A 23,173-nucleotide genomic window follows, 5' to 3' on the forward strand; every position below is an offset into this window, starting at 1 on the left:
TTTTTTATAACTCGTTGAATTTAAAGGTTGACCGTGTTGTTTTTGATATGATTATTTCGTTTTCGCTATTCCATTTTTACATTGTACAGGGTGACAAAATAAATAACTTTTGCTATGCGAAAAATGGAATTGTGATATTTGTTTGAAAACGAATATCTGGTGATCGCAATTTTTTATTATTCCTAATCTGGCATTTTATTCGTTAGAGTACGCTCCATTATTGCCCTGGAGAATAAACAGAGAGCAATATTTTGCTATAGCAACACGATTTTTCGGGGCAGGTTAACGGCAGATTGCCAACAATTTACAGGTGCCGCTTTTTATAGTGATGCTCGTTGTACTCTACTGCCAGTACGGCGTTGTGCTGGTAAAGACACGAACTCTGCTTAGAAGGTGTCATAATGAACGATTCACTAAAAGCACAATGTATTGCCGAGTTTTTGGGCACCGGGCTGTTTTTGTTCTTTGGTATCGGTTGCCTGAGTGCATTAAAGGTTGCGGGTGCGAGTCTGGGGCTATGGGAGATCTGCATCATTTGGGGGCTTGGGATCTCGCTTGCCGTTTATCTCACGGCCGGGATATCGGGCGCGCACCTGAACCCGGCGATTACCATTGCGCTGTGGTTGTTTGCCTGTTTCCCTGGGCGAAAGGTCTTGCCTTATTCCATCGCTCAGGTTGCCGGAGCGTTCGGCGGCGCGCTGTTGGCCTATCTGCTCTACGGTAGCTTATTTACCGAGTTTGAAGCGGCGAACCATATGGTGCGCGGCAGCGTGGAGAGTCTGCAACTTGCCAGTATTTTCAGTACCTACCCGGCAGCCGCGCTGAGCGTATGGCAGGCGGCGCTGGTCGAAGTGGTCATTACCTCGATTCTGATGGGGATGATCATGGCGCTGACCGATGATGGCAATGGGGTTCCTAAAGGGCCGCTGGCGCCTTTGCTTATCGGTATTTTGGTTGCCGTTATCGGGGCGTCTACCGGGCCGCTTACGGGGTTTGCGATGAATCCGGCGCGTGATTTTGGTCCAAAATTATTCGCGTGGTTTGCCGGTTGGGGAGACATTGCCATGACCGGGGGGCGCGATATTCCTTATTTTATTGTGCCGATTATTGCGCCGATTGTCGGAGCTTGCGCCGGAGCTGCGGTTTATCGTTACCTGATTGGTAAAAATTTACCGTGCAATACCTGTAAGCTGGAGGAAAATGGACGTTAACACGACGGGACGTATGTATTTTTGAAACACGTAAAATCATTTCGTGATCTGGTTTCACGAACTGGTCAAAACGTCTCCCACGGATGGGAGACTTTTGTTATTGTCCCTTATACTTTTTTATCACTAATACAGTATGGTGATGATGAAAGGTAAATGTGAAATAAATGTTCTATTTGCAACAATAAATTAACTGAGGGGTTTTATCATGATTTCTGCGAGTGCCCTGAACTCAGAACTCATTAATAAAATCGCACAGGATTTTGCACAAGCCACCAGTCTGGCGGTCGTGGTTGTCAATATTCACGGTGATGAAATTTCTGAGTTATTCAATTTCACGCCTTTTTGTCAGCTAATGCGTCAACATCCTCAACACAGTATTCGTTGCCGTATGAGCGATCGCTGCGGGGGGCTGGAAGCGTCAAAATCAGATCAGCCCTGTATTTATCGTTGCCATGCCGGGCTAACCGATTTCTCCATTCCTTTGGTGATTGCCGGTCATCTGGTGGGGTTTGTGTTATGCGGTCAGGTACGTTTAAGCGATGATGTCGGACTGGTTGATATTCTTAATGTCGATGATCGCTGGCAGGCCGATCCTGAACTGTTGAATGAGTTCCGAAACGTCCCCGAAATGGACTACGCGCGGGTGATAGCCTCTGCGGATCTGCTGAAGCTGATTGTGGAAAATTGCCTTAAAAAACAACTTAATTTTGTTGTTATTAAAGACAATCCGCCGCAAGCGGAACCTGCTCGTTCGCAACGTGGGCCCAATCCCCACGACAGCAAAATGAAGAAAGCGTTACGCTACATTGATGCGCATTTATCGGACGATCTTCGCCTTGAAGATGTCGCTTCTCACGTCTACCTCAGCCCGTACTACTTTAGTAAGTTATTCAAGAAATATCAGGGAATCGGTTTTAATGCCTGGGTAAACCAACAGCGCATGGCCAGCGCCAGAGAGCTGCTTTGTCACAGTGACTGGAGTATCGCCAGCATTGCACGTAATTTAGGCTTTTCTCAAACCAGTTATTTTTGCAAAGTGTTCCGTCAGACCTATCAGATCACGCCACAGGCTTTCCGTCAGCAAATAAATGATAATTCGTCCGCCGAGTCCGCATAAATAGCAATATTTTGCTATTGCCGATTTTTGATATCGTATTGTATGTCAGTCATTATAAAATGAAAAAAACTATAGCAGAGCAATAAATTGTCATAGCGCAACAAAATAATGTTATCTGAAGGATAAACTGAGCCAGTTTTTATTTTTGTGATGAGATACAGTGTCATTATGAATAGGTTTCATTATTCTTTTGCGCAGTGTTTCATTCAAAACAGGCGTCATTACACCATTGCGTTGGCATAATGGCGCGTAACAGGTAATTAAAATTTAATTGTCGTTATGAGCGAGAAAGTGATGCTCATAACATCAGCCGACAGGTTTGGCACATTTGTGTCAGGGAAGGGGGTGAGAATCCCCCGCAGCCCCCGCTGCTGTGATGCTGACGACCCCGTAAGACCACTGATCGCAAGATTGGGAAGGACGGGCGAGGAGGACGCTAAGCCAGAAGACCTGCCTGTCGGTATTTACCAACAACTTCGGTGGGAAGTGGGTTGCTCAGTAGCGTACAGTCGAAAGACTGGGGTAATACGCAGCTAAACAATACCTCTACCACCCTGAACAGGATCAGGGTATGGCGGCAAAGCTTCACGCATTTATTCTCGCAGGGACCGGAAGCGGCTGTGGTAAAACCACCGTCACGCTTGGTCTGCTGAGTCTGCTGAAAAGACGTGGAATGCGTGTTCAGCCATGCAAAGTCGGCCCTGATTATCTCGATACCGGCTGGCATACGGCAGTATGCGGCAGTGCGTCCCGTAACCTCGACAGCTTTATGCTCCCGGAGCCCGTGCTTAACGCGCTGTTTTGTGAACACATGCAGCAGGCGGACGTCGCGGTGATCGAAGGCGTGATGGGACTCTATGACGGCTATGGCACCGACCCGAACTACTGTAGTACGGCGGCGATGGCGAAACAGCTGGGCTGCCCCGTGATTTTGCTGGTGGACGGTAAAGCCGTTTCTACCTCCATTGCCGCAACGGTGATGGGATTTCAGCACTTTGATCCTGACCTCAATATCGCTGGCGTGATTGTTAATCGCGTTAATAGCGAAACTCACTACCAACTCCTGAAAACGGCGATTGAACGCTATTGTTCGCTACCGGTGCTTGGCTATGTTCCCGGAGTGGAAGGCGTGGCGTTGCCGGAGCGTCATCTGGGGCTGATTACCGCGCGTGAGTCCGTCGTTAATCAACAGCCGTGGCAGGATTTTGCCGATACGCTTGAACGAACGCTGGACATTGATGCGCTTCTTTCCCTGAGTCAGCTAACCGCGCTGCCTGCTGGCGAGTGGCCAGCGTTACCCGACCCGCAGGCGGGGAAAGGACTTACCGTTGCCATCGCGGATGACGAAGCGTTTAACTTTTACTATCCCGATAACATCAAACTGCTGGAACGTACTGGCGTAACGATGACGCGTTTCAGTCCACTGCATGACAGCACGCTGCCGGAATGCCAGATGATCTGGCTGGGAGGCGGATACCCCGAGCTACACGCTGCCGCGTTGGCGGCGAACACCCCAATGCTGGCGCAAATGCGCGCCGCCCATCAGCGCGGCGTGGCGATTTACGCAGAGTGCGGCGGGCTGATGTACCTCGGCAGTACCCTGGAGGACGCCAGTGGAGAGATTCATCGGATGGTGGATGTGATTCCGGGGCACAGCAAAATGGGGAAACGGTTGACCCGCTTTGGCTACTGCGAAGCGCAGGCCAGAGAGCAAACGCTGCTGGCGGCGGCAGGCGAAGTGCTGCGTGGACATGAGTTCCACTATTCTGATTTTCTCCCGGAAAACCCGGCGGTGATGGCGTGCCGTAAAGTCCGCGATGGTAAGACATTGCAGGAATGGTCTGGCGGCTGGCAGATGGGAAATACCTTTGCAAGCTACCTTCACGTTCATTTCGCACAACGTCCTGCAATGCTGAACCACTGGCTGGCGGCAGGAAGGGAGGCGCTATGACCGTGCTTGCGTGGTGTATCGCCTGGCTTCTTGATTTCGTTATTGGCGATCCGCAGAACTGGCCGCATCCGGTACGCTGGATTGGCAATTTAATTTCAGCAACTCAACGTGTTGTACGGCGTTACTGCCATAGCGACAGATCGCTGCGCATTGGCGGAGCGGTGATGTGGCTGGTGGTGGTCGGCGTGACGTGGGCGGTTTCCTGGGGCGTGCTGGCGCTGGCGAGCGCGATCCATCCCTGGTTTGGCTGGCTGGTAGAGATCTGGATGATTTTTACCGTGCTGGCTGGCCGCTGTCTTGCGAATGCTGCCCGCGATGTTGAACGCCCGCTGCGGGCGGGCGATTTAGCTGAAAGCCGCGAGAAGCTGTCATGGATTGTCGGACGGGATACCTCACAGTTACAGCCTGAACAGGTTAATCGTGCCGTGGTGGAAACGGTCGCCGAGAACACCGTAGACGGCATCATCGCCCCGCTTTTTTTCCTCTTTTTGGGCGGCGCGCCGCTGGCAATGGCGTACAAAGCCGTAAATACCCTCGATTCAATGGTTGGCTATAAACACGAAAAATATCGCGCCATTGGTATGGTCAGCGCCCGTCTGGATGATATTGCGAACGTTATCCCGGCGCGTCTGAGCTGGCTGCTGCTGAGCATTGCCGCGACGTTGTGTCGTTACGACGGCTATCGCGCCCTGCATATCGGCTGGCGGGATCGCTACAACCACAGCAGTCCTAACTGCGCGTGGTCAGAAGCCTCTGTTGCTGGTGCGCTGGGTATTCGTCTTGGCGGCCCGAATGACTACTTTGGCGAGCGTGTTGAAAAACCCTGGATAGGCGACGCGCAGCGCGGCATTTCAGTAGATGACATTTCCCGAACGATTCGATTGATGTGGGTAGCCTCGACCCTGGCACTGGCGCTGTTTATCGCCGTACGGTGCCTGCTGGTTGGCGCAGCCTGAGGATAACAGACGATGCAATATATTCAGCAGCCCCAGGCGATTGAGGCCAAAAGTTTCGACATCATTGGCGAGATCATTCGCGAGACACGCCCGGAGTATCAGTTTGCCAGCCCGCTTCACGAAGCGATCATCAAGCGAGTGATTCACACCACCGCCGACTTTGACTGGCTGGATATTCTCTGGTTTTCCGATGACGCGCTGGAGCGACTCTGCGCGGCGCTGAGTCGCCCATCCATTATCTATACCGATACCACAATGGCGCTTTCCGGCATCAATAAAACATTGCTGGCGACGTTTGGCGGTGAATGCCGTTGCTATATCAGCGATCCGCGAGTCGTGGCGGAAGCAAAAGCGCAGGGAATTACCCGATCAATGGCGGCGGTGGATATCGCCGTGACGGAAGAGAGTGAAAAGGTGTTTGTGTTCGGCAATGCGCCGACGGCGCTGTTCCGGTTGCTTGAGCATGACGTTGCCGTGAGCGGCGTGGTAGGCGTACCGGTCGGGTTTGTCGGGGCGGCGGAGTCTAAAGATGCGCTGACGAAAAGCGCGTTGCCAGCTATCGCAGCGCTGGGGCGCAAAGGAGGAAGCAACGTCGCCGCCGCGATCGTAAACGCCATGCTCTATTACTTGCAGGGGGCGCGATGAGCGATCAATCCTTCGACGCGCCTGTCTGGCACAACGGCAAAGCGTTGCGAAAAGGGTATACCACCGGATCGTGCGCGACCGCTGCGGCAAAGGTCGCCGCGTTGATGGTGTTACGCCAGCATCTGATTCATCAGGTCTCCATCGTTACGCCGTCCGGGGTGACATTGTGCCTGAACGTCGAGTCGCCGCACATCGAAGGGCGGCAGGCGATTGCCGCGATCCGTAAAGACGGCGGCGATGATGTCGATGCCACGCACGGAATGCTGATTTTTGCCCGCGTAACGCTGAACGATAGCGGCGAGATTACGTTGCAGGGCGGAGAAGGCGTGGGAACCGTGACGCGTAAGGGAATTGGACTGCCGGTGGGCAGCGCGGCGATTAATCGTACTCCGCGCCATACCATTGAGTCTGTAGTACGCGAAGCGATAGGCCCGGCGCGGGGAGCGGATATTGAAATTTTTGCCCCGGAGGGGGAAGAACGGGCGCAGAAAACCTATAACGCGCGCCTCGGTATTCTGGGCGGTATTTCGATCATTGGAACCACCGGCATTGTCACCCCGATGTCGGAGGAGAGCTGGAAACGCTCGCTGTCGCTGGAGCTGGAAATCAAACGCGCCGCCGGTCTGGAACGCGTTGTGCTGGTGCCGGGAAACCACGGCGAGCGTTTTGTGCGCGAACAGATGGGGATCGACACGCAGGTTGTCGTCACCATGAGCAATTTCGTCGGCTACATGATTGAAGAAGCGGTACGTCTGGGATACCGCCATATCGTGTTGATCGGCCATCCCGGTAAGTTGATTAAAATAGCCGCGGGGATTTTCCACACTCACAGCCACATCGCAGATGCCCGCATGGAAACCCTGGTGGCGCATCTGGCGCTGCTTGGCGCGCCGCTTGAGTTACTGACTCGGGTCAGCGACTGCGATACCACCGAAGCGGCAATGGAGCACATTGAAGCATACGGTTTTCAACATATTTACAACCATCTTGCGCAACGCATCTGTATGCGTGTGATGCAGATGCTGCGCTTCACGAAAACGCCACCTACCTGCGACGCCATCATGTTCTCTTTTGATAACCAGATCCTCGGTAGCAATCGCCCGATCGAAGAGATTGTGGAGGAGATGCAATGCTAACGGTAGTGGGCATGGGGCCGGCAGGGCTGCATTTGATGACGCCAGCGGCACGCGAGGCCGTGGCGGATGCCGATGTGTTGGTGGGGGGAAAGCGTCATTTATTGCAGTTTCCTGCGTTCGCTGGCGAACAGTTTGTTCTGGGCGCCAATATTGCGGAATTGCTCAACTGGATTGCCGGGCAGCAGGACAAACGCATCGTGGTGCTGGCGTCCGGCGATCCGCTGTTTTACGGCATCGGGACGCGCATGGTGGCCCATTTTGGCATTGAGCGGGTGCGCATTATTCCCGGTATCAGCGCAGTGCAATATCTGTGCGCGCAATCGGGTATCGATATGAACGATATGTGGCTGACCAGCAGCCACGGTCGCAGCGTCTGTTTTGATGAGCTGGCGCGTCATCGCAAGGTCGCGATGGTGACGGATGCCCGCTGCGGGCCGCGAGAAATTGCGACGCAGTTAATGGCGCGCGACAAGGGGCATCGCTGGATGGTGATAGGCGAAAACCTGGCAATGGAAAACGAGCGGATTCACTGGCTGCGCGTCAGTGAAGTCAATGCCGACTATGACATGAACGCAGTGGTGATCCTTGATGAAAGATGAGCTTTTTCTACGTGGCGAGAACGTGCCTATGACCAAAGAAGCGGTTCGCGCGCTCGCGCTGTCAAAACTTGATTTGCACCGTGCCAGCCATCTGATTGACGTAGGCGCCGGGACCGGGAGTGTGTCGATAGAGGCGGCGTTACAGCACCCTTCGCTGCACGTTACGGCGATTGAACGTAACCCGGCAGCCCTGCGGTTGCTGGATGAAAACCGCCAGCATTTTGCCTGCGGCAATATCGACATTCTGCCGGGTGAAGCGCCGATGACGATGACTGAAAAAGCGGATGCGGTGTTTATGGGCGGGAGCGGCGGCCATCTGACGACGCTGATTGACTGGGCTATGCGGCAATTGCATCCCGGCGGCCGTCTGGTGATGACCTTTATCCTTCAGGAAAACCTGAATACTGCGCTGGAATATCTGACACAGATTGGCATCCATGAGGTGGATTGCCTGCAAGTGCAGGTGTCGTCACTCACTCCCCTCGGCAATGGCCACTATTTCAAACCGAATAATCCTGTTTTTGTTATCGCCTGTCAGAAGGAAGAGAACCATGTCTGAGACATTTGATCCCCGCTGCGTATGGTTTGTCGGCGCAGGTCCGGGCGATCGTGAACTGATCACGCTCAAAGGTTATCGCCTGTTGCAGCAGGCGCAGGTCGTTATTTATGCCGGATCGCTGATTAATACTGAGCTGCTGGACTATTGCCCGCCAGGCGCTGAGTGCCACGACAGCGCCGAACTGCATCTGGAGCAAATTCTGGACCTGATGGAAGCGGGCGTGAAGGCCGGAAAAACGGTCGTACGCCTGCAAACGGGCGATGTGTCGCTGTACGGCTCCGTGCGTGAGCAGGGCGAAGAACTTACCCGGCGCGGCATCGACTGGCAGGTGGTGCCGGGCGTCAGCGCGTTTCTCGGCGCTGCTGCGGAGCTGGGGGTGGAGTATACCGTCCCGGAAGTTTCGCAAAGCCTCATCATTACCCGCCTGGAAGGACGTACTCCGGTGCCGGAACGTGAACAACTGGAGTCCTTCGCCAGCCACCAGACGTCAATGGCGATTTATCTCTCCGTGCAGCGTATTCACCGGGTTGCCGAGCGGCTGATTGAAGGCGGCTATCCGACCACCACGCCGGTGGCGGTTATCTACAAAGCGACCTGGCCGGAAAGCCAGACCGTGCGCGGCACGCTGGCGGATATCGGCGACAAAGTACGTGAGGCGGGTATCCGTAAAACGGCGCTCATTCTGGTCGGGAATTTCCTGGGGGATGAGTATCACTACTCAAAACTCTATGCGGCGGACTTTAGCCATGAATACCGTAAAGCCTGAATCTATAGCCCTGTTTTGTCTGACGCCCGGCGGCGTACAGCTTGCGAAGCGGCTGGCGGCGATGCTGCCGTTAACCTGCTTTACCAGTGAGAAACTGCTGGAAGACGGATTTATGCCCTTCGAAGGCGGATTTGCACAATCGGCCCGCGATGCGTTTGCTAACTATTCGGCGCTGATTTTTATCGGTGCGACCGGCATCGCGGTACGCGTGCTGGCACCGCTGGTAAACGACAAATTCAGCGACCCGGCGGTGGTGGTGATCGACGAACGGGGCCAGCATGTGATCAGCCTGCTCTCTGGTCATGCGGGGGGCGCCAATGCGCTGACCCGCTATCTGGCGGGCATGCTCGGCGCCGATCCGGTTATCACGACGGCGACTGACGTTAACGATATGGCGGCGCTTGATACGCTGGCATTTCAGCTCAATGCCCGGATGACCGATTTCCGCTCGGCGGTAAAAATCGTCAACCAGATGCTGGTCAGCCACCAGCGCGTCGGGCTGTGGTGGGATGAGGAGCTGGCAGACGATGTCAGTCACTGCGATCGACGCGGGTTCATCACCGTGACCGACCTGCATCAACTTCCCGAGCTTGATGCGCTGGTTTGCATCACTTTGCGCAATGAATTGCCAGAAATACCCGTCCGGCACTGGAAACTGGTGCCGCAGCGGGTGGTCGCCGGAATCGGCTGTCGCCGCGACACGCCGTTCCCGCTGCTGGCAGCGCTGTTGGCGCGACAGCTGGAGGCGCAGAAATTTGATCCGCTGGCGTTGAAAGCGATTGGCAGCGTCTCGCTCAAAAAAGATGAGCAGGGATTAATCCAGCTTGCCTCCTGCTGTCGCGTTCCCTTTGAAACCTTTACCGCTGACGCGTTGCGTGAGCATGAACATCGCTTCCCGGCCTCCAGATTTGTGCGGCAAACCGTCGGTGTGGGCAGCGTATCCGGCCCGGCGGCCTGGCTGTTAAGTCACGGAAAACTGTCTGGCGAAACCCTGCGCGAACAGGGCGTCACTATTACTTTGGGAGTTTCACACTGATGTTAAGCGTAATTGGAATTGGCCCTGGCTCGCAGGCAATGATGACGATGGAAGCCGTAGAAGCCTTACAGGCGGCGGAAATTGTCGTTGGCTATAAAACGTACACCCATCTGGTAAAAGCCTTTACCGGCGACAAGCAGGTGATCAAAACCGGAATGTGCAAAGAGATCGAACGCTGTCAGGCGGCGATTGAACTGGCGCAGGCCGGACACAATGTGGCGCTGATCAGCAGCGGCGATGCGGGGATTTATGGCATGGCTGGGCTGGTGCTGGAACTTGTCAGCAAACAGAAGCTGGATGTTGAAGTGCGGCTGATCCCCGGCATGACCGCCAGTATCGCGGCGGCCTCCCTGCTGGGCGCGCCGTTGATGCACGATTTCTGTCATATCAGCCTGAGCGATCTCCTGACGCCGTGGCCGGTCATCGAAAAACGGATTATCGCCGCCGGAGAAGCAGACTTCGTGATCTGTTTCTATAACCCGCGCAGCCGTGGCCGTGAAGGTCATCTGGCGCGTGCTTTTGAACTGCTGTCCGCCAGCAAAAACGCGCAAACGCCGGTTGGCGTGGTGAAGTCGGCCGGGCGTAAAAAGCAGGAAAAATGGCTGACCACGCTCGGCGATATGGATTTTGAGCCTGTCGATATGACCAGCCTGGTGATTGTCGGCAACAAAGCCACTTACGTACAGGATGGTCTGATGATCACGCCGCGAGGTTACGTACTGTGAGTTACGGCGACGTGCTGGTTATGGGCGGCACCAGCGATGCCCGGATGCTGTGTCAGCAACTGGATGCGGCAAAGGTGGCATACACCCTGTCGGTTGCCACGCCGACAGGAAAGCAGCTGGCTGGCGACATTAAAGGTCAGATCCGTTGCGGGCGCCTGGAGCCAGAGGAGATGGTGGCCTGGCTGAAAGCGCACCGCACGCGTTGGGTCATTGATGCGTCGCACCCGTATGCCGAGGTCGTCAGCCGCAACATTATGCACGCCTGTGAAAGTGCGGGGGTGTTGCTGAGCCGCTACCAGCGCCCGGAACAGCTCAGCGAGCTTACGCACCCGCTGTTGCACCATGTCCACACGATTGCTGAGGCCTGCGATGTGGCGCAGCGCTTTGGCGAACGCGTTCTGTTAACGACCGGAAGTAAAGATCTGGCGACCTGGCGAGCCGGGTTGCCGCACAAAAAACTGCTGGCCCGCGTCTTACCTGTTCCTGAGGTCATTCAGCAATGTGCCGACCTGGGATTTGGCGTTGGTGAGATTTTTGCCCTGTGCGGGCCGTTCAGCGCTGAATTTAACGCGGCGTTTTATCGTCAGTGCCAGGCCGATGTCGTGGTGACAAAAGCATCGGGGGCGGAGGGCGGTTATCAGGAAAAAGTTCAACCCTGTCTGGATGCCGGTATCCCCTGCATCGTGATTACCCGCCCGGCAACGCTTGTAACGGGTGATGAGTTACTGGAAAGTCAGGCCGCATTTGCGCAGCGTTTGGCGCGCTGGCTGGCCGCTGCTTAAGGAGTAAGAGATGAAAAAAGCGCTTCTGGTGGTGAGTTTTGGCACCAGCTATCACGACACCTGTGAGAAGAACATTGTGGCCTGCGAACGCGATCTGGCAGCCAGCTGCCCGGATCGCGATCTGTTTCGCGCGTTCACCTCCGGGATGATTATCCGCAAGCTCAAACAGCGTGACGGCATTGAAATCGATACGCCGCTTCAGGCATTGCAGAAGCTTGCTGAACAGGGGTATCAGGATGTGGCGATTCAGTCCCTGCACATTATTAACGGCGACGAATACGAAAAAATTGTGCGTGAAGTTCAGACCCTGCGCCCGTTATTTACCCGTCTTACGCTCGGCGTGCCGCTGTTGAGCAGCCATGCCGATTACGCGCAGCTGATGCAGGCTTTACAGCAGCAGATGCCAACGCTTGGCGCGACGGAGAAAGTGGTGTTTATGGGGCACGGCGCCAGCCACCACGCGTTTGCGGCCTATGCGTGTCTGGACCATATGATGACGGCGCAGCGTTTTCCGGCGCGTGTGGGAGCGGTCGAGAGTTACCCGGAGGTGGATATTCTCATCGGGAGCTTACGTCAGGAAGGCGTAACGGCGGTGCATCTGATGCCGCTGATGCTTGTCGCCGGCGATCATGCCATCAACGATATGGCTTCCGATGAAGAGGACTCCTGGAAAACGCAGTTCAACGCCGCAGGCATCCCGGCGACGCCGTGGCTGAGCGGTCTGGGGGAGAATCCGGCGGTACGCGCCATGTTCGTGGCGCATCTGCAACAGGCGCTGAATACGGCCATGGAGGAAGCGGCATGAGTGGAAAGCTGTATGCGTTAAGCACCGGGCCGGGCGCAGCCGATCTGATCACCGTGCGCGCGGCGCGAATACTTGGCTCGCTCGATATCCTTTACGCTCCGGCAGGGCGCAAAGGCGGCGACAGTCTGGCGCTCTCTATTGTGCGTGAATATCTGGGTGAGCAGACGGAAGTCCGCTGCTGCCACTTTCCAATGAGCGCTGACAGCGCGGAAAAAGAAGCCGTCTGGAATGAGGTAGCCGCAGCGCTGGTTCAGGAAGTGGAGGCGGGTAAACAGGTGGGGTTCATCACCCTCGGCGATGCCATGCTGTTCAGCACCTGGGTCTTTTTACTCCAGCGGATCGGCAACCCGGCGTGGCTGGAAATCGTTCCTGGCGTCACCTCGTTTGCCGCCATTGCCGCCCGCGCAAAAACGCCGCTGGCGATGGAACAACAATCGCTGGCGGTGATCTCCTGCACCGCGGCGGAAGAGACAATTCAGCAGGCGTTAAGGCAGCATGACAGTCTGGTACTGATGAAAGTCTACGGTCGTTTCGCGCGTATTAAAGCATTGCTGCAACAGGAAGGTTTGCTGGAGTGCGCCCTGATGATGGCGGAAGCCACGCTGCCCGGTGAGCAGTGCTGGCGTCACCTGAATGAGGTCAGCGACGAGCAGCCGCTGCCCTATTTTTCGACCATTCTGGTCAACAAACAGTGGGAGTATGCAGAATGAAACTTGAACAACAGCTAAAACAGCTGTCTTTCAGCGGGTTAGCTGCGGCGTTATTGCTGATGGTTGTCCCGGAGCAGGCGTTCGCCATGCATATCATGGAGGGATTCCTGCCGCCGATGTGGGCGTTGGCCTGGTGGGTGCTGTTTTTACCGTGCCTGTGGTACGGACTGGTGCGCCTGCGCCGTATCGTGCAGGAAGATAACAACCAGAAGGTGCTGCTGGCATTGTGCGGGGCGTTTATCTTCGTGCTGTCGGCGCTGAAAATTCCTTCTGTTACAGGCAGTTGCTCGCACCCGACAGGGGTAGGGCTTGCGGTGATTTTATTTGGCCCAGGCGTTGTGGCGATCCTCGGGGCGATTGTGCTGCTGTTTCAGGCGCTGCTGCTGGCGCATGGCGGCCTGACCACGCTGGGTGCGAACGGGATGTCGATGGCGGTTATCGGCCCCGTTGTCGGGTATCTGGTATGGCAAATGGCCTGCCGCGCCGGGCTGCGCCGCGATGTTGGCGTCTTTCTTTGCGCCATGCTGGCGGATCTGGTGACGTACTTCGTGACGTCGGTGCAGCTTGGGGTGGCATTCCCGGACCCGCAGGCTGGGGCAATGGGTTCAGTGATTAAATTTATGGGGATTTTCTGCCTGACGCAGATCCCCATTGCGATCGCGGAGGGGCTGCTGACCGTCATGATTTACGACCAGTTGACCAAACGCCGGTTGATTACCGCACAAGGACATTAAGATGAAAAAGACGCTGATATTGTTAGCTATGGTGATTGCCCTGGTGATCCTGCCGTTTTTTATCGATCATGGCGGTGAGTTCGGTGGCTCTGACGGCGAAGCGGAAAGCCAGATCCAGGTGGTGGCGCCGCACTATGAACCGTGGTTCCAGCCATTGTATGAACCGGCCAGCGGTGAAATTGAAAGTCTGCTGTTTACGCTGCAAGGTTCGCTTGGCGCGGCGGTGATTTTCTATATTCTCGGTTACAGCAAAGGCAGACAGCGCCGTGATGACCGGGCTTGATCGACTCAGCTACCAGAGCCGCTGGCTTCATGTTACGCCGGTGCGTAAGTTTTTGCTCTGGTTGCTGATGATGATTCTGGCCTTTACCCTGCCTCCTTTGGGGCAGGGTATTGAACTGGCGCTCATCGCCGGGCTGAGCTGCTGGCTGCTGCGGATTTCGTTCTGGCGCTGGTGTCGCTGGATGGCGATACCGTTTGGTTTTTTAAGCGTGGGCGTGGTGACGATTTTATTCAGCGTGAGCCGCGATCCTCACTCGTTACTGGCAAGCGTTCCGGTTGGCGATTACTGGCTGGGGGTGACTTCGTCAGGGTTGAATACCGCCAATGAAACCTTCTGGCGCAGCCTGAGCGCACTGGCGGCGACGTTCTGGCTGGTGTTGAATCTGCCGTTTCCGCAACTGATTATTTTGCTTAAGCGCGCGCATGTGCCACGGCTGCTGACCGAGCAGATCCTGCTGACATGGCGCTTTATTTTTATCCTGTTAGATGAAGCGCTGGCCATTCATCGCGCGCAAACGCTGCGTTTTGGCTATCGTAGTTTGCCGAAAGGCTATCGTTCTCTGGCAATGCTGGTGGGTTTGCTGTTTACGCGTGTGCTTATCCGCTATCAGCAAATGACCACCGTGCTTGATATCAAACTGTATCAGGGTGATTTTCACCTGTAAGGATTCGTATGCTTGCCACCTCCGGTCTCTGGTTTCGCTATCAGGATGAGCAGGTGCTCAAGGGGCTAACGCTGGATTTCTCCCCCCATGCGGTTACCGGGCTGGTGGGCGCGAACGGCTGCGGAAAATCGACGCTATTTATGAACCTGAGCGGTTTACTGCGCCCGCAAAAAGGCGAGGTTTTGTGGCAGGGAAAAGCGCTGGATTACAGTAAGCGCGGGCTGCTGGCGCTGCGCCAACAGGTGGCAACCGTTTTTCAGGACCCCGATCAACAAATTTTTTATACCGATATCGACAGCGATATCGCTTTTAGTCTGCGAAATTTAGGCGTGGCTGAGGATGAGATAGCCCGCCGCGTGGACGATGCGTTGACTCTGGTTGATGCGCAGCATTTCCGTCATCAGCCGATCCAGTGTTTAAGTCACGGGCAAAAAAAACGCGTGGCGATTGCGGGCGCGATGGTGTTGCAGGCCCGCTACCTGCTGCTGGATGAACCCACTGCCGGGCTTGATCCTGCCGGGCGCACGCAGATGATCGCGATCATCAAGCGGATTGTGGCACAGGGGAATCATGTGGTTATTTCCAGCCATGATATTGATCTCATTTATGAAGTCAGCGATGCCGTTTACGTGCTGCGCCGTGGCGAGGTACTGGCATACGGTGAGCCGGGGGAGGTGTTTGCACGTACTGAACTGATCGAACAAGCGGGGCTGACGCAACCGTGGCTGGTCAAACTGCATGCGCAACTAGGGTTGCCGCTGTGTAAAACGGAAGAAGAATTTTTTGGGCGTATGCGAGAGAACGCGCTGAAGGAGGCGTCATGACGCAGGCAGTAATGTTGCAGGGAACGGCATCAGATGTAGGTAAAAGCGTGCTGGTGGCGGGGCTGTGCCGCATCTTTTATCAGGATGGCCTGCGCACGGCGCCGTTTAAGTCACAGAATATGGCGCTGAATTCCGGCATCACGCCGGACGGCAAAGAGATGGGACGCGCGCAGATTTTCCAGGCGGAAGCGGCGGGGATTGCGCCGGATGTGCGGATGAATCCGGTCCTGCTAAAACCGACCAGCGATCGGAAAGCGCAGGTGGTGTTGATGGGCAAAGTCGCCACCGATATGGACGCGGTTAGCTACCATGAATATAAGCCGCGTCTGCGTGAGCAGATCCTCACGGTTTACAATAGCCTGGCGCAAGAATATGACGTTCTGGTGCTGGAGGGCGCCGGTAGCCCGGCGGAAATAAACCTGCGTGACCGCGACATCGTCAATATGGGGATGGCGGAAATGGCGCAATGCCCGGTCATTCTGGTGGCGGATATCGATCGCGGCGGCGTTTTTGCCTCTATCTACGGTACGCTGGCGCTGCTGCATGATAGTGAACGCGCCAGAGTGAAAGGGGTGATCATCAATAAGTTTCGCGGCGACGTGACGCTGCTCTACTCCGGCATTGAGCAAATTGAAGCGTTGACCGGCGTGCCGGTTCTGGGCGTGATGCCCTGGCTGGAGGTCGATCTTGAAGATGAGGATGGCGTGGCGCTGCAAAAAGGCAAATACCTGCGTACCGATAAGCGTGATATCGACATTGCCGTTGTTCAGGTGCCGCACATCTCGAATTTCACCGATTTTAACGCGCTGGCGGCGCAGCCGGATGTTCGCGTGCGCTATGTGCGCCATCCTGAAGAACTGGCGGGCGCGGACCTGATAATTCTGCCGGGCAGCAAAAATACGCTTGGCGATCTGGTCTGGCTGCGTGAAAGCGCAATGGCGCATGGCGTGTTGCAGGCGCATCGTCAGGGCGTACCGGTGGCAGGCATCTGTGGCGGCTATCAGATGCTGGGCGACACTATTATTGATGAGGTGGAGTCCGGGCTGGGCACGCTTCCCGGTCTTGGTCTGCTTAATACCGTCACGCACTTCGCGCAGGATAAAACCACCACGCAGGTTGAAGGGCAGATGGCCTCTGCGCTGCCGGGATGGCTGGCGGCGGCGTCTGGCCTGGCGGTGCGCGGGTATGAAATTCATATGGGCGAGACGACACTGAATGCACAATGCCAGCCAGCCATGACGTTACGCAAAGGCGAAAACGCTATCGCTGACGGCGCGGTAACGGACGACGGACTGGTCTTTGGCACCTATCTTCATGGCTTGTTCGACAGCGATGCGTTCACGCGGGCGCTGGTCAATGGCTTGCGCGTGCGTAAGGGGCTGACGCCGCTGGATCACGCCTTCCATTACGCGCAATATAAATCGCAGCAGTTTGATCTGCTGGCGGATGCGATGCGACAACACATCGATATTGAGAAAATTTATACCATCATGCAGCAGCACCGGGAGCCCGTATGATGATTCTGGTGACCGGCGGCGCGCGCAGCGGGAAAAGCCGCCATGCGGAGACGTTAATCGCGGATTCGCCGCAGGTACTGTACATCGCCACGTCGCAGATTTTTGACGAGGAGATGGCGGCGCGAATTCAGCACCATCGGGATGGCAGACCGCCGCACTGGCGGACAGCGGAATGCTGGCGGCATCTTGATGCGCTGATTACGCCAGATAACGCCCCCGAAGAGGCCATTCTGCTGGAGTGTATCACGACCATGGTGACCAATTTATTGTTCGCGATGGGCGGTGATACGGACCCGGACAACTGGGATTACGCGGCGATGGAGCAGGCGATTGAAGACGAAATTCGCACGTTGATCGACGCCTGTCAGCGCTGTCCGGCTCAGGTGGTTCTGGTGACCAATGAGGTGGGTATGGGCATTGTCCCGGAAAATCGTCTGGCGCGACATTTTCGCGACATCGCCGGGCGCGTCAATCAGCGTCTGGCTGCGGCGGCGGATGAGGTCTGGCTGGTGGTATCGGGTATTGGAGTCAAAATTAAATGAGTAAGTTGTTCTGGGCGATGCTCGCTTTTATTTCGCGTTTGCCTGTTCCGACCCGTTGGTCTCAGGGGCTGGATTTTGAGGAGTATTCCCGCGGTATTGTGACATTCCCGCTAATCGGTATGCTGCTGGGCGCGATTGGCGGCCTGGTGTTTGTGGCGCTTCAGTCCTGGTGCGGCATTCCACTGGCGGCCCTGTTTTGCGTTTTGACGCTGGCGCTGCTGACCGGCGGTTTTCACCTCGACGGTCTGGCGGATACCTGTGACGGTATTTTTTCCGCCCGCCGCCGGGAGCGGATGCTGGAAATTATGCGTGACAGCCGCCTGGGCACCCACGGCGGGCTGGCGTTGATTTTTGTCCTGCTGGCGAAAGTGCTGGTGATTAGCGAACTGGCGCTGAGAGGCACGCCGATGCTGGCGGCGCTGGCGATGGCCTGCGCGGCGGGGCGCGGTGTCGCCGTATTGCTGATGTATCGTCATCGCTATGCCCGTGAAGAAGGGCTGGGCAACGTGTTTATCGGCAAAGTTACCGGGCGACAAACCTGCGTTACGCTGGGATTAACCGCTATTCTCGCGGCGATACTCATGCCGGGGATGCGCGGGGTCGCTGCGCTGGTGGTCACTCTGGCGGCAATTTTTATTCTTGGGCAATTATTAAAACGCACGTTGGGTGGGCAAACCGGCGATACGCTGGGTGCGGCGATTGAACTTGGCGAGTTGATCTTCCTGCTGGCTCTGCTGTGAGCCAGCCAACACGATGAGAACCCTTATGCAGACGTTAACCTCTTTACTCCGTGACATTCCCAAACCGGACAGCGACGCAATGGCGCACGCCCGGCAGCACATTGACGGCTTGCTCAAGCCGCCGGGCAGCCTCGGGCGCCTGGAAGCGCTGGCCGTACAGTTAGCGGGGATGCCCGGTCTCAACGGCACTCCGCATGTCGGTAAGAAGGCGATGCTGGTGATGTGCGCCGATCATGGCGTGTGGGATGAAGGGGTTGCGGTCTCGCCGAAAGTTGTCACCGCCATTCAGGCGGCCAACATGACGCAGGGAACAACCGGTGTTTGCGTACTGGCTGCTCAGGCCGGGGCAAAAGTCCATGTGATTGACGTCGGGATTGATGCCGACCCGATCCCCGGCGTGGTGAATATGCGCGTGGCGCGTGGGTGCGGGAATATCGCGACAGGCCCGGCGATGAGCCGCGTTCAGGCCGAAGAACTGCTGCTGGAAGTGATGCGCTACACCCGCGAACTGGCGCAAAGCGGCGTGACGCTGTTTGGCGTTGGCGAACTGGGAATGGCGAATACCACCCCTGCGGCGGCGATTGTGAGTGTACTGACCGGTAGCGATGCCGAAGATGTGGTGGGGATTGGCGCGAATCTTCCGCTCTCCAGAATTGGCAATAAAGTTGAGGTTGTGCGCCGCGCTATTGCGGTGAACCGGCCCGATCCGCGTGATGGCGTTGAGGTGTTGGCGAAGGTGGGCGGTTTTGACCTGGTCGGTATGGCGGGCGTGATGCTGGGCGCCGCATCATGTGGATTGCCGGTTGTGCTGGATGGTTTTCTCTCCTATTCTGCGGCGCTGGCGGCGTGTCAGGTTGCGCCGGAAATTAAACCGTATCTGATTCCGTCGCATTTCTCGGCAGAGAAGGGTGCGCGGATTGCGCTGGAGCACCTGGAGCTGGAGCCGTATCTGCATATGGGAATGCGTCTCGGCGAAGGCAGCGGCGCAGCGCTGGCAATGCCCATCGTTGAAGCCGCCTGCGCAATGTACCGCAACATGGGGCAACTGGCGGCAAGTAATATTGTCCTGCCGGATGGTAAATAAAGATAAGCTGTATCGTTTCCCTTCGGTGGCGCTCATTCGCTGTTAACGTCGGAAAGGCGATAAAAAAGCTATAATTAACCGACATCTGCTGCGATTTGAGGAAAGGGAAATGATGCCTCGTGTGAAATTGTTTTGTTCTTTTATTCTGCTGTTCGCAAGCCAGAGCGCGCTGGCGGTAAGTTATCCACTACCGCCAGAAGGGAGTCGTCTGGTCGGCAACCCGCTGACGATAACCGTCCCGGACAATAATACTCAACCGCTGGAAGCGTTTGCGGCGCAGTATGGACAAGGGCTGAGCAATATGCTCGAAGCGAATCCCGATGTGGATGTCTTTTTGCCGAAGTCCGGTTCGACGTTGGTGGTGCCGCAGCAGCTTATTTTGCCGGATACCGTGCGTGAAGGCATTGTGGTTAACGTGGCGGAAATGCGTCTTTACTACTATCCGAAAGGGGGCGATACCGTTGATGTCCTGCCGATTGGCATTGGCGAGGCGGGGCGAGAAACCCCACGTAACTGGGTGACTGCGGTAGAGCGTAAGCAGGAGGCGCCGAGCTGGACGCCGACGGCAAATACCCGACGTGAATATGCTAAACGAGGCGAAAGTCTGCCCGCGTTTGTCCCCGCCGGGCCGGATAACCCGATGGGGCTGTATGCAATTTATATCGGTAAGCTGTATGCCATTCATGGCACAAATGCGAACTTCGGTATTGGGCTGCGCGTGAGCCAGGGGTGCATCCGGTTGCGTAACGATGATATCAAATACCTGTTTGACAATGTGCCAGTGGGCACTCGCGTGCAGATTATCGATCAACCGCTGAAAACCACCGTCGAAGCGGACGGCAGTCGCTGGATTGAAGTGCATGAGCCGTTATCGCGTAATCGCACTGAATTTGAATCCGACAAAAAAGTACCGCTGCCGATCACGCCGGTGATGCGTACTTTTATGAAGGGCGACGGCGTTGACATTCATCGCGTCAACGAGGCGCTGGAGCGCCGCTCCGGGATGCCGACAAATATCAGCGCGGGTCTGACGGGGTTCTGACGTTTCTCCGCGCAATCTCCAGAAAAGCCTTTACCGCGCCGTTATTGTCGTTCTTTCTGCTGAGCAGCATCAGATTGGCCGATAATTCCGGCGCGTCGAGAGGGCGATAGACCAGGCCGGGAATGGCGATGTGCATCAGCGGCTCAGGCACCAGCGCCAGCCCTTGCCCGGCGGCGGCCAGAGCCAGTACGCTGAGCGTGCTGGAGGTGCAATGGGCGACGTGCGGAACATGACCCAGAATCTCTGTGAGCATCATATAAAGCGGCTCATCCGCACGGTGGGTGTCGTAGAAAATGAGGGGCTCTTCAGCCAGCATATCTACCGTCAAATGGGTTTCACAAGCCAGCGGATGATCGTCGGCGATGGCGACCATCCGGCCCCAGAGGCCTATTTTTTCAGCCGCTAATTCTGGCTGGCGTACGTTATGGTGATCGGGTGTGTAACCAATGTCGAGCTGGCCGCTCAGAATGGCATCCGCTTGTAGCAACGGCGCGATTTCACACACAACCAGTTCCGCATCGGGATAGGCCTGGCGAAAGGCGCGCAGATCTTCTGTCAATTTGCCGCTGAACACCGCGTTGCCAGCAAAGCCGACGCGCACAAGACCCGTTTCTCCGCGCATCGACCGTTGTACTGTCAGACGGGCATGTTCCGCCTGCTCAAGCGTGCGTTGCGCTTCGGTCTGCAACAATTTTCCCGCTTCGGTTAACTCAACTTTCCGGCTGGTACGAATAAACAGCGGGCCGCCTAACTCTTCTTCCAGCGCCTTGATCTGCATGCTCAGCGCGGGAGGAACGATATTGAGTTTTTCGGCGGCGCGGCCAAAGTGTCCTTCTTGTGCAACGGCAAGAAAATAGCGTAAGTGGCGCAGATCCATACGATGGCCTCATCATTCATCTAAACTGAATAATATGTAAGATTTATCTATTGGATTTTAACGTTAATGGCGAGGAAACTGAATCCACTTAACTGGCTGGAGTAAAAATTATGCACAATCACCTGGCGGATCGTCAGCAAATTACCGATCTTCTCACTGGCTGGATGCATCGCGATCTGGGCGAATGGGATCAACTTCGCGGGTTGTTTCACCCGGATGGCACCATTGAGATAACCTGGTTTGAAGGGCTGGCGAGCGATTTTGTTGACGGCTCAATGCGTATGGGGGCTTCTGACATCCGCACCAAACATTTGATTGGCACGCCGGTAGTGACCTTCAATAGCAGCGTCAACCGCGCCATTGTTGAAACCAATGCCATGATCATCGGCGAGAATGTGAAGCTGAATCTGGGGATGGTGACCCATAATCGCTTTTACGATATGGCGGAAAAACGTGATGGCGTGTGGAAACTCTTCAGACGCCAGAGCATTTATGACATGGGGAGTTTTACCTTCCCGCTGGGCGTGGTCGATATTGATCAAAGCGCGGTAGCAAAATACCCGCGAGAATACGCCGCGCTGGCATACCTGCTGGAAAAAAGCGGATTTCCGGTCACGCGTGTATTCGCAACGCGCGGTAGTGCGCTCGAACAGCAGATGAAAACCGAAGGGCAGCGCTGGCTGTCTGAGCCCGTTGTTTAAGCTTCATCAGCGACTGCGATCATCATGATTCTCAAAAGGATAAGAGAGATGCTCACCACTATACCAGGACGAAAATGTATTGCCGTTCTGTTTGCGATGCTAATGTTTCCCGGTGCGGCTTCGGCTGCGCAAACCCTAATCTACAGCGACCATGAACCGCTGGGTGGAATGCGCACTCGTTTTATCAATGACGTATTTTTCCCCGCAATCGAAAAAGAGTCGCATGGTCGCCTGAAGGTAGAGGCGCACTGGGGAGGTGAGCTAAGTGATGGTTATACGGCTCTGGCTCTGGCGGGAAAGGGGGACAAAGCGGATATGGCCGTTGTTGTACCTGAATATGCGGCTAAGGCATTACCATTGCAGCAAATCTTTAAAAGCTTCCCCGTCGGCCCTGCCGGGGAAAAGCAGGTTGCTTTCTTTCGCCGCGTTTATGCGGATATCCCGGATTTTTCGGCAGAACTCAAGAAAGAAAATGTGGTGAATGTTTTCATTGCGACCGGCTATCCGCTGGCTTTTTTTAGCACTACCGCGCTGAGTCATCCTGAAGGGCTTAAGGGGGGAACGTGGCGCTCCGCCAGTTTCTGGCACCAGGGGTTTCTGAAAAATGTCGGCGCTAAAGCCGTGACCATGCCCTGGGGAGATGAAACCTACAAGGCCTTACAAAGCGGAAGTCTCGACGGATTAATGTTGAATGTGGATAGCGGCTATGCGTTAAATGCTCAGCGATTCGCGCCTGATGTGCTGGTTTCGCGGGATCTCTGGCTTGGGCATGTTTACCTGCTGGTGATGAATAAAAACACCTGGGATAACCTTTCCCGCGACGATCGGGCGGCGATTCAACGGGCCGCTGACGTCGCTTATCAATCCCTGGGTTCCGTAATGGATAAAAGTTTCACCACACAAGTCGCCGATCTGGAAAAAAGCGGTGCGACGGTCAGGATTCTGCACTCTGAAGACGTTGCGCAATGGAAAGCCGCCACCCGATACCAGGAGATTCAGTCTGAGTGGGTGAAGGAGCAGGAAAAGAACGGGCTTACCGAGGCGGGAAGGGTGATGAACCAGGTCAGTAGCATTCTGGACGAGATGATGTCTCCGACCCCTTAAGCGAGAAGGCAAAACGTAACGCTCGGGAACGTATTACTACAGTTGCCTGATAAAAGGGCCGAA

The 23,173-nt window shown here is 55.7% G+C and carries 26 protein-coding genes and 1 riboswitch; of the genes, 25 read left to right on the forward strand and 1 reads right to left on the reverse strand.

Annotated elements, in window-relative coordinates; genetic code table 11:
• Positions 1-401: 401 nt before the first annotated feature.
• From pduF to ldtA, 23 genes are all read left to right on the forward strand, one after another.
• Positions 402-1,211: a propanediol diffusion facilitator PduF gene (pduF, locus tag OGX80_RS18870; protein WP_012131772.1), complete on the forward strand. Its 810-nt coding sequence runs from the start codon at positions 402-404 to the stop codon at positions 1,209-1,211.
• 205 nt (positions 1,212-1,416) lie between these two features.
• Positions 1,417-2,328: a transcriptional regulator PocR gene (pocR, locus tag OGX80_RS18875; RefSeq protein WP_012131773.1), complete on the forward strand. Its 912-nt coding sequence runs from the start codon at positions 1,417-1,419 to the stop codon at positions 2,326-2,328.
• Positions 2,329-2,626: 298 nt separating this feature from the next.
• Positions 2,627-2,800: riboswitch (cobalamin riboswitch) on the forward strand.
• Between the two features lie 99 nt (positions 2,801-2,899).
• The gene (locus OGX80_RS18880) at positions 2,900-4,279 is read left to right on the forward strand and encodes a cobyrinic acid a,c-diamide synthase CobB (protein ID WP_115181447.1); all 1,380 of its coding nucleotides are present in this window, start codon (positions 2,900-2,902) and stop codon (positions 4,277-4,279) included.
• The gene (gene cbiB, locus OGX80_RS18885; protein WP_047462732.1) at positions 4,276-5,235 is read left to right on the forward strand and encodes an adenosylcobinamide-phosphate synthase CbiB; all 960 of its coding nucleotides are present in this window, start codon (positions 4,276-4,278) and stop codon (positions 5,233-5,235) included. Before OGX80_RS18880 ends, cbiB begins: the two co-directional genes overlap by 4 nt.
• Positions 5,236-5,247: 12 nt before the next feature.
• Entirely contained in the window at positions 5,248-5,880 is a 633-nt protein-coding gene (locus OGX80_RS18890) for a cobalt-precorrin-8 methylmutase (RefSeq protein ID WP_012131778.1), read from the forward strand.
• On the forward strand, positions 5,877-7,016 hold the full coding sequence (gene cbiD, locus OGX80_RS18895; RefSeq protein ID WP_012131779.1) for a cobalt-precorrin-5B (C(1))-methyltransferase CbiD: 1,140 nt from the start codon (positions 5,877-5,879) through the stop codon (positions 7,014-7,016). Before OGX80_RS18890 ends, cbiD begins: the two co-directional genes overlap by 4 nt.
• Positions 7,010-7,615: a cobalt-precorrin-7 (C(5))-methyltransferase gene (locus tag OGX80_RS18900; RefSeq protein WP_049011683.1), complete on the forward strand. Its 606-nt coding sequence runs from the start codon at positions 7,010-7,012 to the stop codon at positions 7,613-7,615. The genes cbiD and OGX80_RS18900 overlap by 7 nt, the downstream gene beginning before the upstream one ends.
• On the forward strand, positions 7,605-8,174 hold the full coding sequence (locus OGX80_RS18905) for a decarboxylating cobalt-precorrin-6B (C(15))-methyltransferase (RefSeq protein WP_047462740.1): 570 nt from the start codon (positions 7,605-7,607) through the stop codon (positions 8,172-8,174). Before OGX80_RS18900 ends, OGX80_RS18905 begins: the two co-directional genes overlap by 11 nt.
• The gene (locus tag OGX80_RS18910) at positions 8,167-8,940 is read left to right on the forward strand and encodes a cobalt-precorrin-4 methyltransferase (protein ID WP_012131782.1); all 774 of its coding nucleotides are present in this window, start codon (positions 8,167-8,169) and stop codon (positions 8,938-8,940) included. The genes OGX80_RS18905 and OGX80_RS18910 overlap by 8 nt, the downstream gene beginning before the upstream one ends.
• A complete protein-coding gene (gene cbiG, locus OGX80_RS18915; protein WP_049011682.1) occupies positions 8,921-9,976 on the forward strand; it encodes a cobalt-precorrin 5A hydrolase in 1,056 nt (351 codons plus the stop codon). The genes OGX80_RS18910 and cbiG overlap by 20 nt, the downstream gene beginning before the upstream one ends.
• Entirely contained in the window at positions 9,976-10,701 is a 726-nt protein-coding gene (locus OGX80_RS18920) for a precorrin-3B C(17)-methyltransferase (RefSeq protein ID WP_012131784.1), read from the forward strand. The genes cbiG and OGX80_RS18920 overlap by 1 nt, the downstream gene beginning before the upstream one ends.
• The gene (locus OGX80_RS18925; RefSeq protein ID WP_115181449.1) at positions 10,698-11,483 is read left to right on the forward strand and encodes a cobalt-precorrin-6A reductase; all 786 of its coding nucleotides are present in this window, start codon (positions 10,698-10,700) and stop codon (positions 11,481-11,483) included. The genes OGX80_RS18920 and OGX80_RS18925 overlap by 4 nt, the downstream gene beginning before the upstream one ends.
• Before the next feature lie 10 nt (positions 11,484-11,493).
• Positions 11,494-12,288: a sirohydrochlorin cobaltochelatase gene (cbiK, locus tag OGX80_RS18930; RefSeq protein ID WP_012131786.1), complete on the forward strand. Its 795-nt coding sequence runs from the start codon at positions 11,494-11,496 to the stop codon at positions 12,286-12,288.
• Positions 12,285-12,998: a cobalt-factor II C(20)-methyltransferase gene (locus OGX80_RS18935; protein ID WP_012131787.1), complete on the forward strand. Its 714-nt coding sequence runs from the start codon at positions 12,285-12,287 to the stop codon at positions 12,996-12,998. The genes cbiK and OGX80_RS18935 overlap by 4 nt, the downstream gene beginning before the upstream one ends.
• Positions 12,995-13,732: a cobalt ECF transporter S component CbiM gene (cbiM, locus tag OGX80_RS18940; RefSeq protein WP_012131788.1), complete on the forward strand. Its 738-nt coding sequence runs from the start codon at positions 12,995-12,997 to the stop codon at positions 13,730-13,732. Before OGX80_RS18935 ends, cbiM begins: the two co-directional genes overlap by 4 nt.
• Position 13,733: 1 nt before the next feature.
• Positions 13,734-14,015, forward strand: a complete 282-nt coding sequence (locus OGX80_RS18945; protein ID WP_012131789.1) for an energy-coupling factor ABC transporter substrate-binding protein — start codon at positions 13,734-13,736, stop codon at positions 14,013-14,015.
• Positions 14,002-14,679, forward strand: coding sequence for an energy-coupling factor ABC transporter transmembrane protein (locus OGX80_RS18950; RefSeq protein WP_047462753.1), 678 nt, complete (start codon positions 14,002-14,004; stop codon positions 14,677-14,679). The genes OGX80_RS18945 and OGX80_RS18950 overlap by 14 nt, the downstream gene beginning before the upstream one ends.
• A gap of 8 nt (positions 14,680-14,687) precedes the next feature.
• The gene (locus OGX80_RS18955) at positions 14,688-15,503 is read left to right on the forward strand and encodes an energy-coupling factor ABC transporter ATP-binding protein (RefSeq protein WP_012131791.1); all 816 of its coding nucleotides are present in this window, start codon (positions 14,688-14,690) and stop codon (positions 15,501-15,503) included.
• A complete protein-coding gene (locus OGX80_RS18960) occupies positions 15,500-17,020 on the forward strand; it encodes a cobyric acid synthase (RefSeq protein WP_012131792.1) in 1,521 nt (506 codons plus the stop codon). The genes OGX80_RS18955 and OGX80_RS18960 overlap by 4 nt, the downstream gene beginning before the upstream one ends.
• Entirely contained in the window at positions 17,017-17,562 is a 546-nt protein-coding gene (gene cobU, locus OGX80_RS18965; protein ID WP_115181450.1) for a bifunctional adenosylcobinamide kinase/adenosylcobinamide-phosphate guanylyltransferase, read from the forward strand. The genes OGX80_RS18960 and cobU overlap by 4 nt, the downstream gene beginning before the upstream one ends.
• Positions 17,559-18,302 (forward strand): adenosylcobinamide-GDP ribazoletransferase, encoded by a 744-nt coding sequence (cobS, locus tag OGX80_RS18970; protein WP_058669344.1) that lies wholly within the window; start codon positions 17,559-17,561, stop codon positions 18,300-18,302. Before cobU ends, cobS begins: the two co-directional genes overlap by 4 nt.
• Before the next feature lie 25 nt (positions 18,303-18,327).
• A complete protein-coding gene (gene cobT, locus OGX80_RS18975) occupies positions 18,328-19,386 on the forward strand; it encodes a nicotinate-nucleotide--dimethylbenzimidazole phosphoribosyltransferase (RefSeq protein ID WP_058669343.1) in 1,059 nt (352 codons plus the stop codon).
• Positions 19,387-19,498: 112 nt separating this feature from the next.
• The gene (gene ldtA, locus OGX80_RS18980) at positions 19,499-20,428 is read left to right on the forward strand and encodes a L,D-transpeptidase (protein ID WP_024130210.1); all 930 of its coding nucleotides are present in this window, start codon (positions 19,499-19,501) and stop codon (positions 20,426-20,428) included.
• Here the strand turns inward: ldtA and OGX80_RS18985 are convergent.
• Complete coding sequence (locus OGX80_RS18985; protein ID WP_049012112.1) at positions 20,403-21,305, reverse strand: LysR substrate-binding domain-containing protein; 903 nt, start codon at positions 21,303-21,305, stop codon at positions 20,403-20,405. The two genes, ldtA and OGX80_RS18985, sit on opposite strands and share 26 nt — an antisense overlap.
• A 110-nt stretch (positions 21,306-21,415) precedes the next feature.
• Between OGX80_RS18985 and OGX80_RS18990 the strand changes: the two genes are divergently transcribed.
• Both OGX80_RS18990 and dctP read left to right on the forward strand, forming a co-directional pair.
• Positions 21,416-22,006, forward strand: a complete 591-nt coding sequence (locus OGX80_RS18990) for a nuclear transport factor 2 family protein (protein WP_115181451.1) — start codon at positions 21,416-21,418, stop codon at positions 22,004-22,006.
• Positions 22,007-22,054: 48 nt separating this feature from the next.
• Entirely contained in the window at positions 22,055-23,110 is a 1,056-nt protein-coding gene (gene dctP, locus OGX80_RS18995) for a TRAP transporter substrate-binding protein DctP (RefSeq protein ID WP_181899067.1), read from the forward strand.
• Positions 23,111-23,173: the final 63 nt, after the last annotated feature.

This window comes from Citrobacter sp. CK194 (genome assembly GCF_030333395.1).
GTDB lineage: Bacteria > Pseudomonadota > Gammaproteobacteria > Enterobacterales > Enterobacteriaceae > Citrobacter_B > Citrobacter_B koseri.

What these genes read in the sequence shown, in the direction of transcription:
- OGX80_RS18890 (WP_012131778.1), top strand. Translation starts at nt 5,248, where the DNA reads ATGCAATATATTCAGCAGCCCCAGGCGATTGAGGCCAAAAGTTTCGAC.
- cbiG (WP_049011682.1), top strand. Translation starts at nt 8,921, where the DNA reads ATGAATACCGTAAAGCCTGAATCTATAGCCCTGTTTTGTCTGACGCCC.
- OGX80_RS18950 (WP_047462753.1), top strand. Translation starts at nt 14,002, where the DNA reads ATGACCGGGCTTGATCGACTCAGCTACCAGAGCCGCTGGCTTCATGTT.
- OGX80_RS18945 (WP_012131789.1), top strand. Translation starts at nt 13,734, where the DNA reads ATGAAAAAGACGCTGATATTGTTAGCTATGGTGATTGCCCTGGTGATC.
- OGX80_RS18905 (WP_047462740.1), top strand. Translation starts at nt 7,605, where the DNA reads ATGAAAGATGAGCTTTTTCTACGTGGCGAGAACGTGCCTATGACCAAA.
- pocR (WP_012131773.1), top strand. Translation starts at nt 1,417, where the DNA reads ATGATTTCTGCGAGTGCCCTGAACTCAGAACTCATTAATAAAATCGCA.
- OGX80_RS18960 (WP_012131792.1), top strand. Translation starts at nt 15,500, where the DNA reads ATGACGCAGGCAGTAATGTTGCAGGGAACGGCATCAGATGTAGGTAAA.
- cbiK (WP_012131786.1), top strand. Translation starts at nt 11,494, where the DNA reads ATGAAAAAAGCGCTTCTGGTGGTGAGTTTTGGCACCAGCTATCACGAC.
- OGX80_RS18955 (WP_012131791.1), top strand. Translation starts at nt 14,688, where the DNA reads ATGCTTGCCACCTCCGGTCTCTGGTTTCGCTATCAGGATGAGCAGGTG.
- OGX80_RS18935 (WP_012131787.1), top strand. Translation starts at nt 12,285, where the DNA reads ATGAGTGGAAAGCTGTATGCGTTAAGCACCGGGCCGGGCGCAGCCGAT.
- dctP (WP_181899067.1), top strand. Translation starts at nt 22,055, where the DNA reads ATGCTCACCACTATACCAGGACGAAAATGTATTGCCGTTCTGTTTGCG.
- cobS (WP_058669344.1), top strand. Translation starts at nt 17,559, where the DNA reads ATGAGTAAGTTGTTCTGGGCGATGCTCGCTTTTATTTCGCGTTTGCCT.
- OGX80_RS18880 (WP_115181447.1), top strand. Translation starts at nt 2,900, where the DNA reads ATGGCGGCAAAGCTTCACGCATTTATTCTCGCAGGGACCGGAAGCGGC.
- cobT (WP_058669343.1), top strand. Translation starts at nt 18,328, where the DNA reads ATGCAGACGTTAACCTCTTTACTCCGTGACATTCCCAAACCGGACAGC.
- pduF (WP_012131772.1), top strand. Translation starts at nt 402, where the DNA reads ATGAACGATTCACTAAAAGCACAATGTATTGCCGAGTTTTTGGGCACC.
- cobU (WP_115181450.1), top strand. Translation starts at nt 17,017, where the DNA reads ATGATGATTCTGGTGACCGGCGGCGCGCGCAGCGGGAAAAGCCGCCAT.
- OGX80_RS18920 (WP_012131784.1), top strand. Translation starts at nt 9,976, where the DNA reads ATGTTAAGCGTAATTGGAATTGGCCCTGGCTCGCAGGCAATGATGACG.
- OGX80_RS18910 (WP_012131782.1), top strand. Translation starts at nt 8,167, where the DNA reads ATGTCTGAGACATTTGATCCCCGCTGCGTATGGTTTGTCGGCGCAGGT.
- OGX80_RS18985 (WP_049012112.1), bottom strand. Translation starts at nt 21,305, where the DNA reads ATGGATCTGCGCCACTTACGCTATTTTCTTGCCGTTGCACAAGAAGGA.
- OGX80_RS18900 (WP_049011683.1), top strand. Translation starts at nt 7,010, where the DNA reads ATGCTAACGGTAGTGGGCATGGGGCCGGCAGGGCTGCATTTGATGACG.
- ldtA (WP_024130210.1), top strand. Translation starts at nt 19,499, where the DNA reads ATGCCTCGTGTGAAATTGTTTTGTTCTTTTATTCTGCTGTTCGCAAGC.
- cbiM (WP_012131788.1), top strand. Translation starts at nt 12,995, where the DNA reads ATGAAACTTGAACAACAGCTAAAACAGCTGTCTTTCAGCGGGTTAGCT.
- cbiD (WP_012131779.1), top strand. Translation starts at nt 5,877, where the DNA reads ATGAGCGATCAATCCTTCGACGCGCCTGTCTGGCACAACGGCAAAGCG.
- cbiB (WP_047462732.1), top strand. Translation starts at nt 4,276, where the DNA reads ATGACCGTGCTTGCGTGGTGTATCGCCTGGCTTCTTGATTTCGTTATT.
- OGX80_RS18990 (WP_115181451.1), top strand. Translation starts at nt 21,416, where the DNA reads ATGCACAATCACCTGGCGGATCGTCAGCAAATTACCGATCTTCTCACT.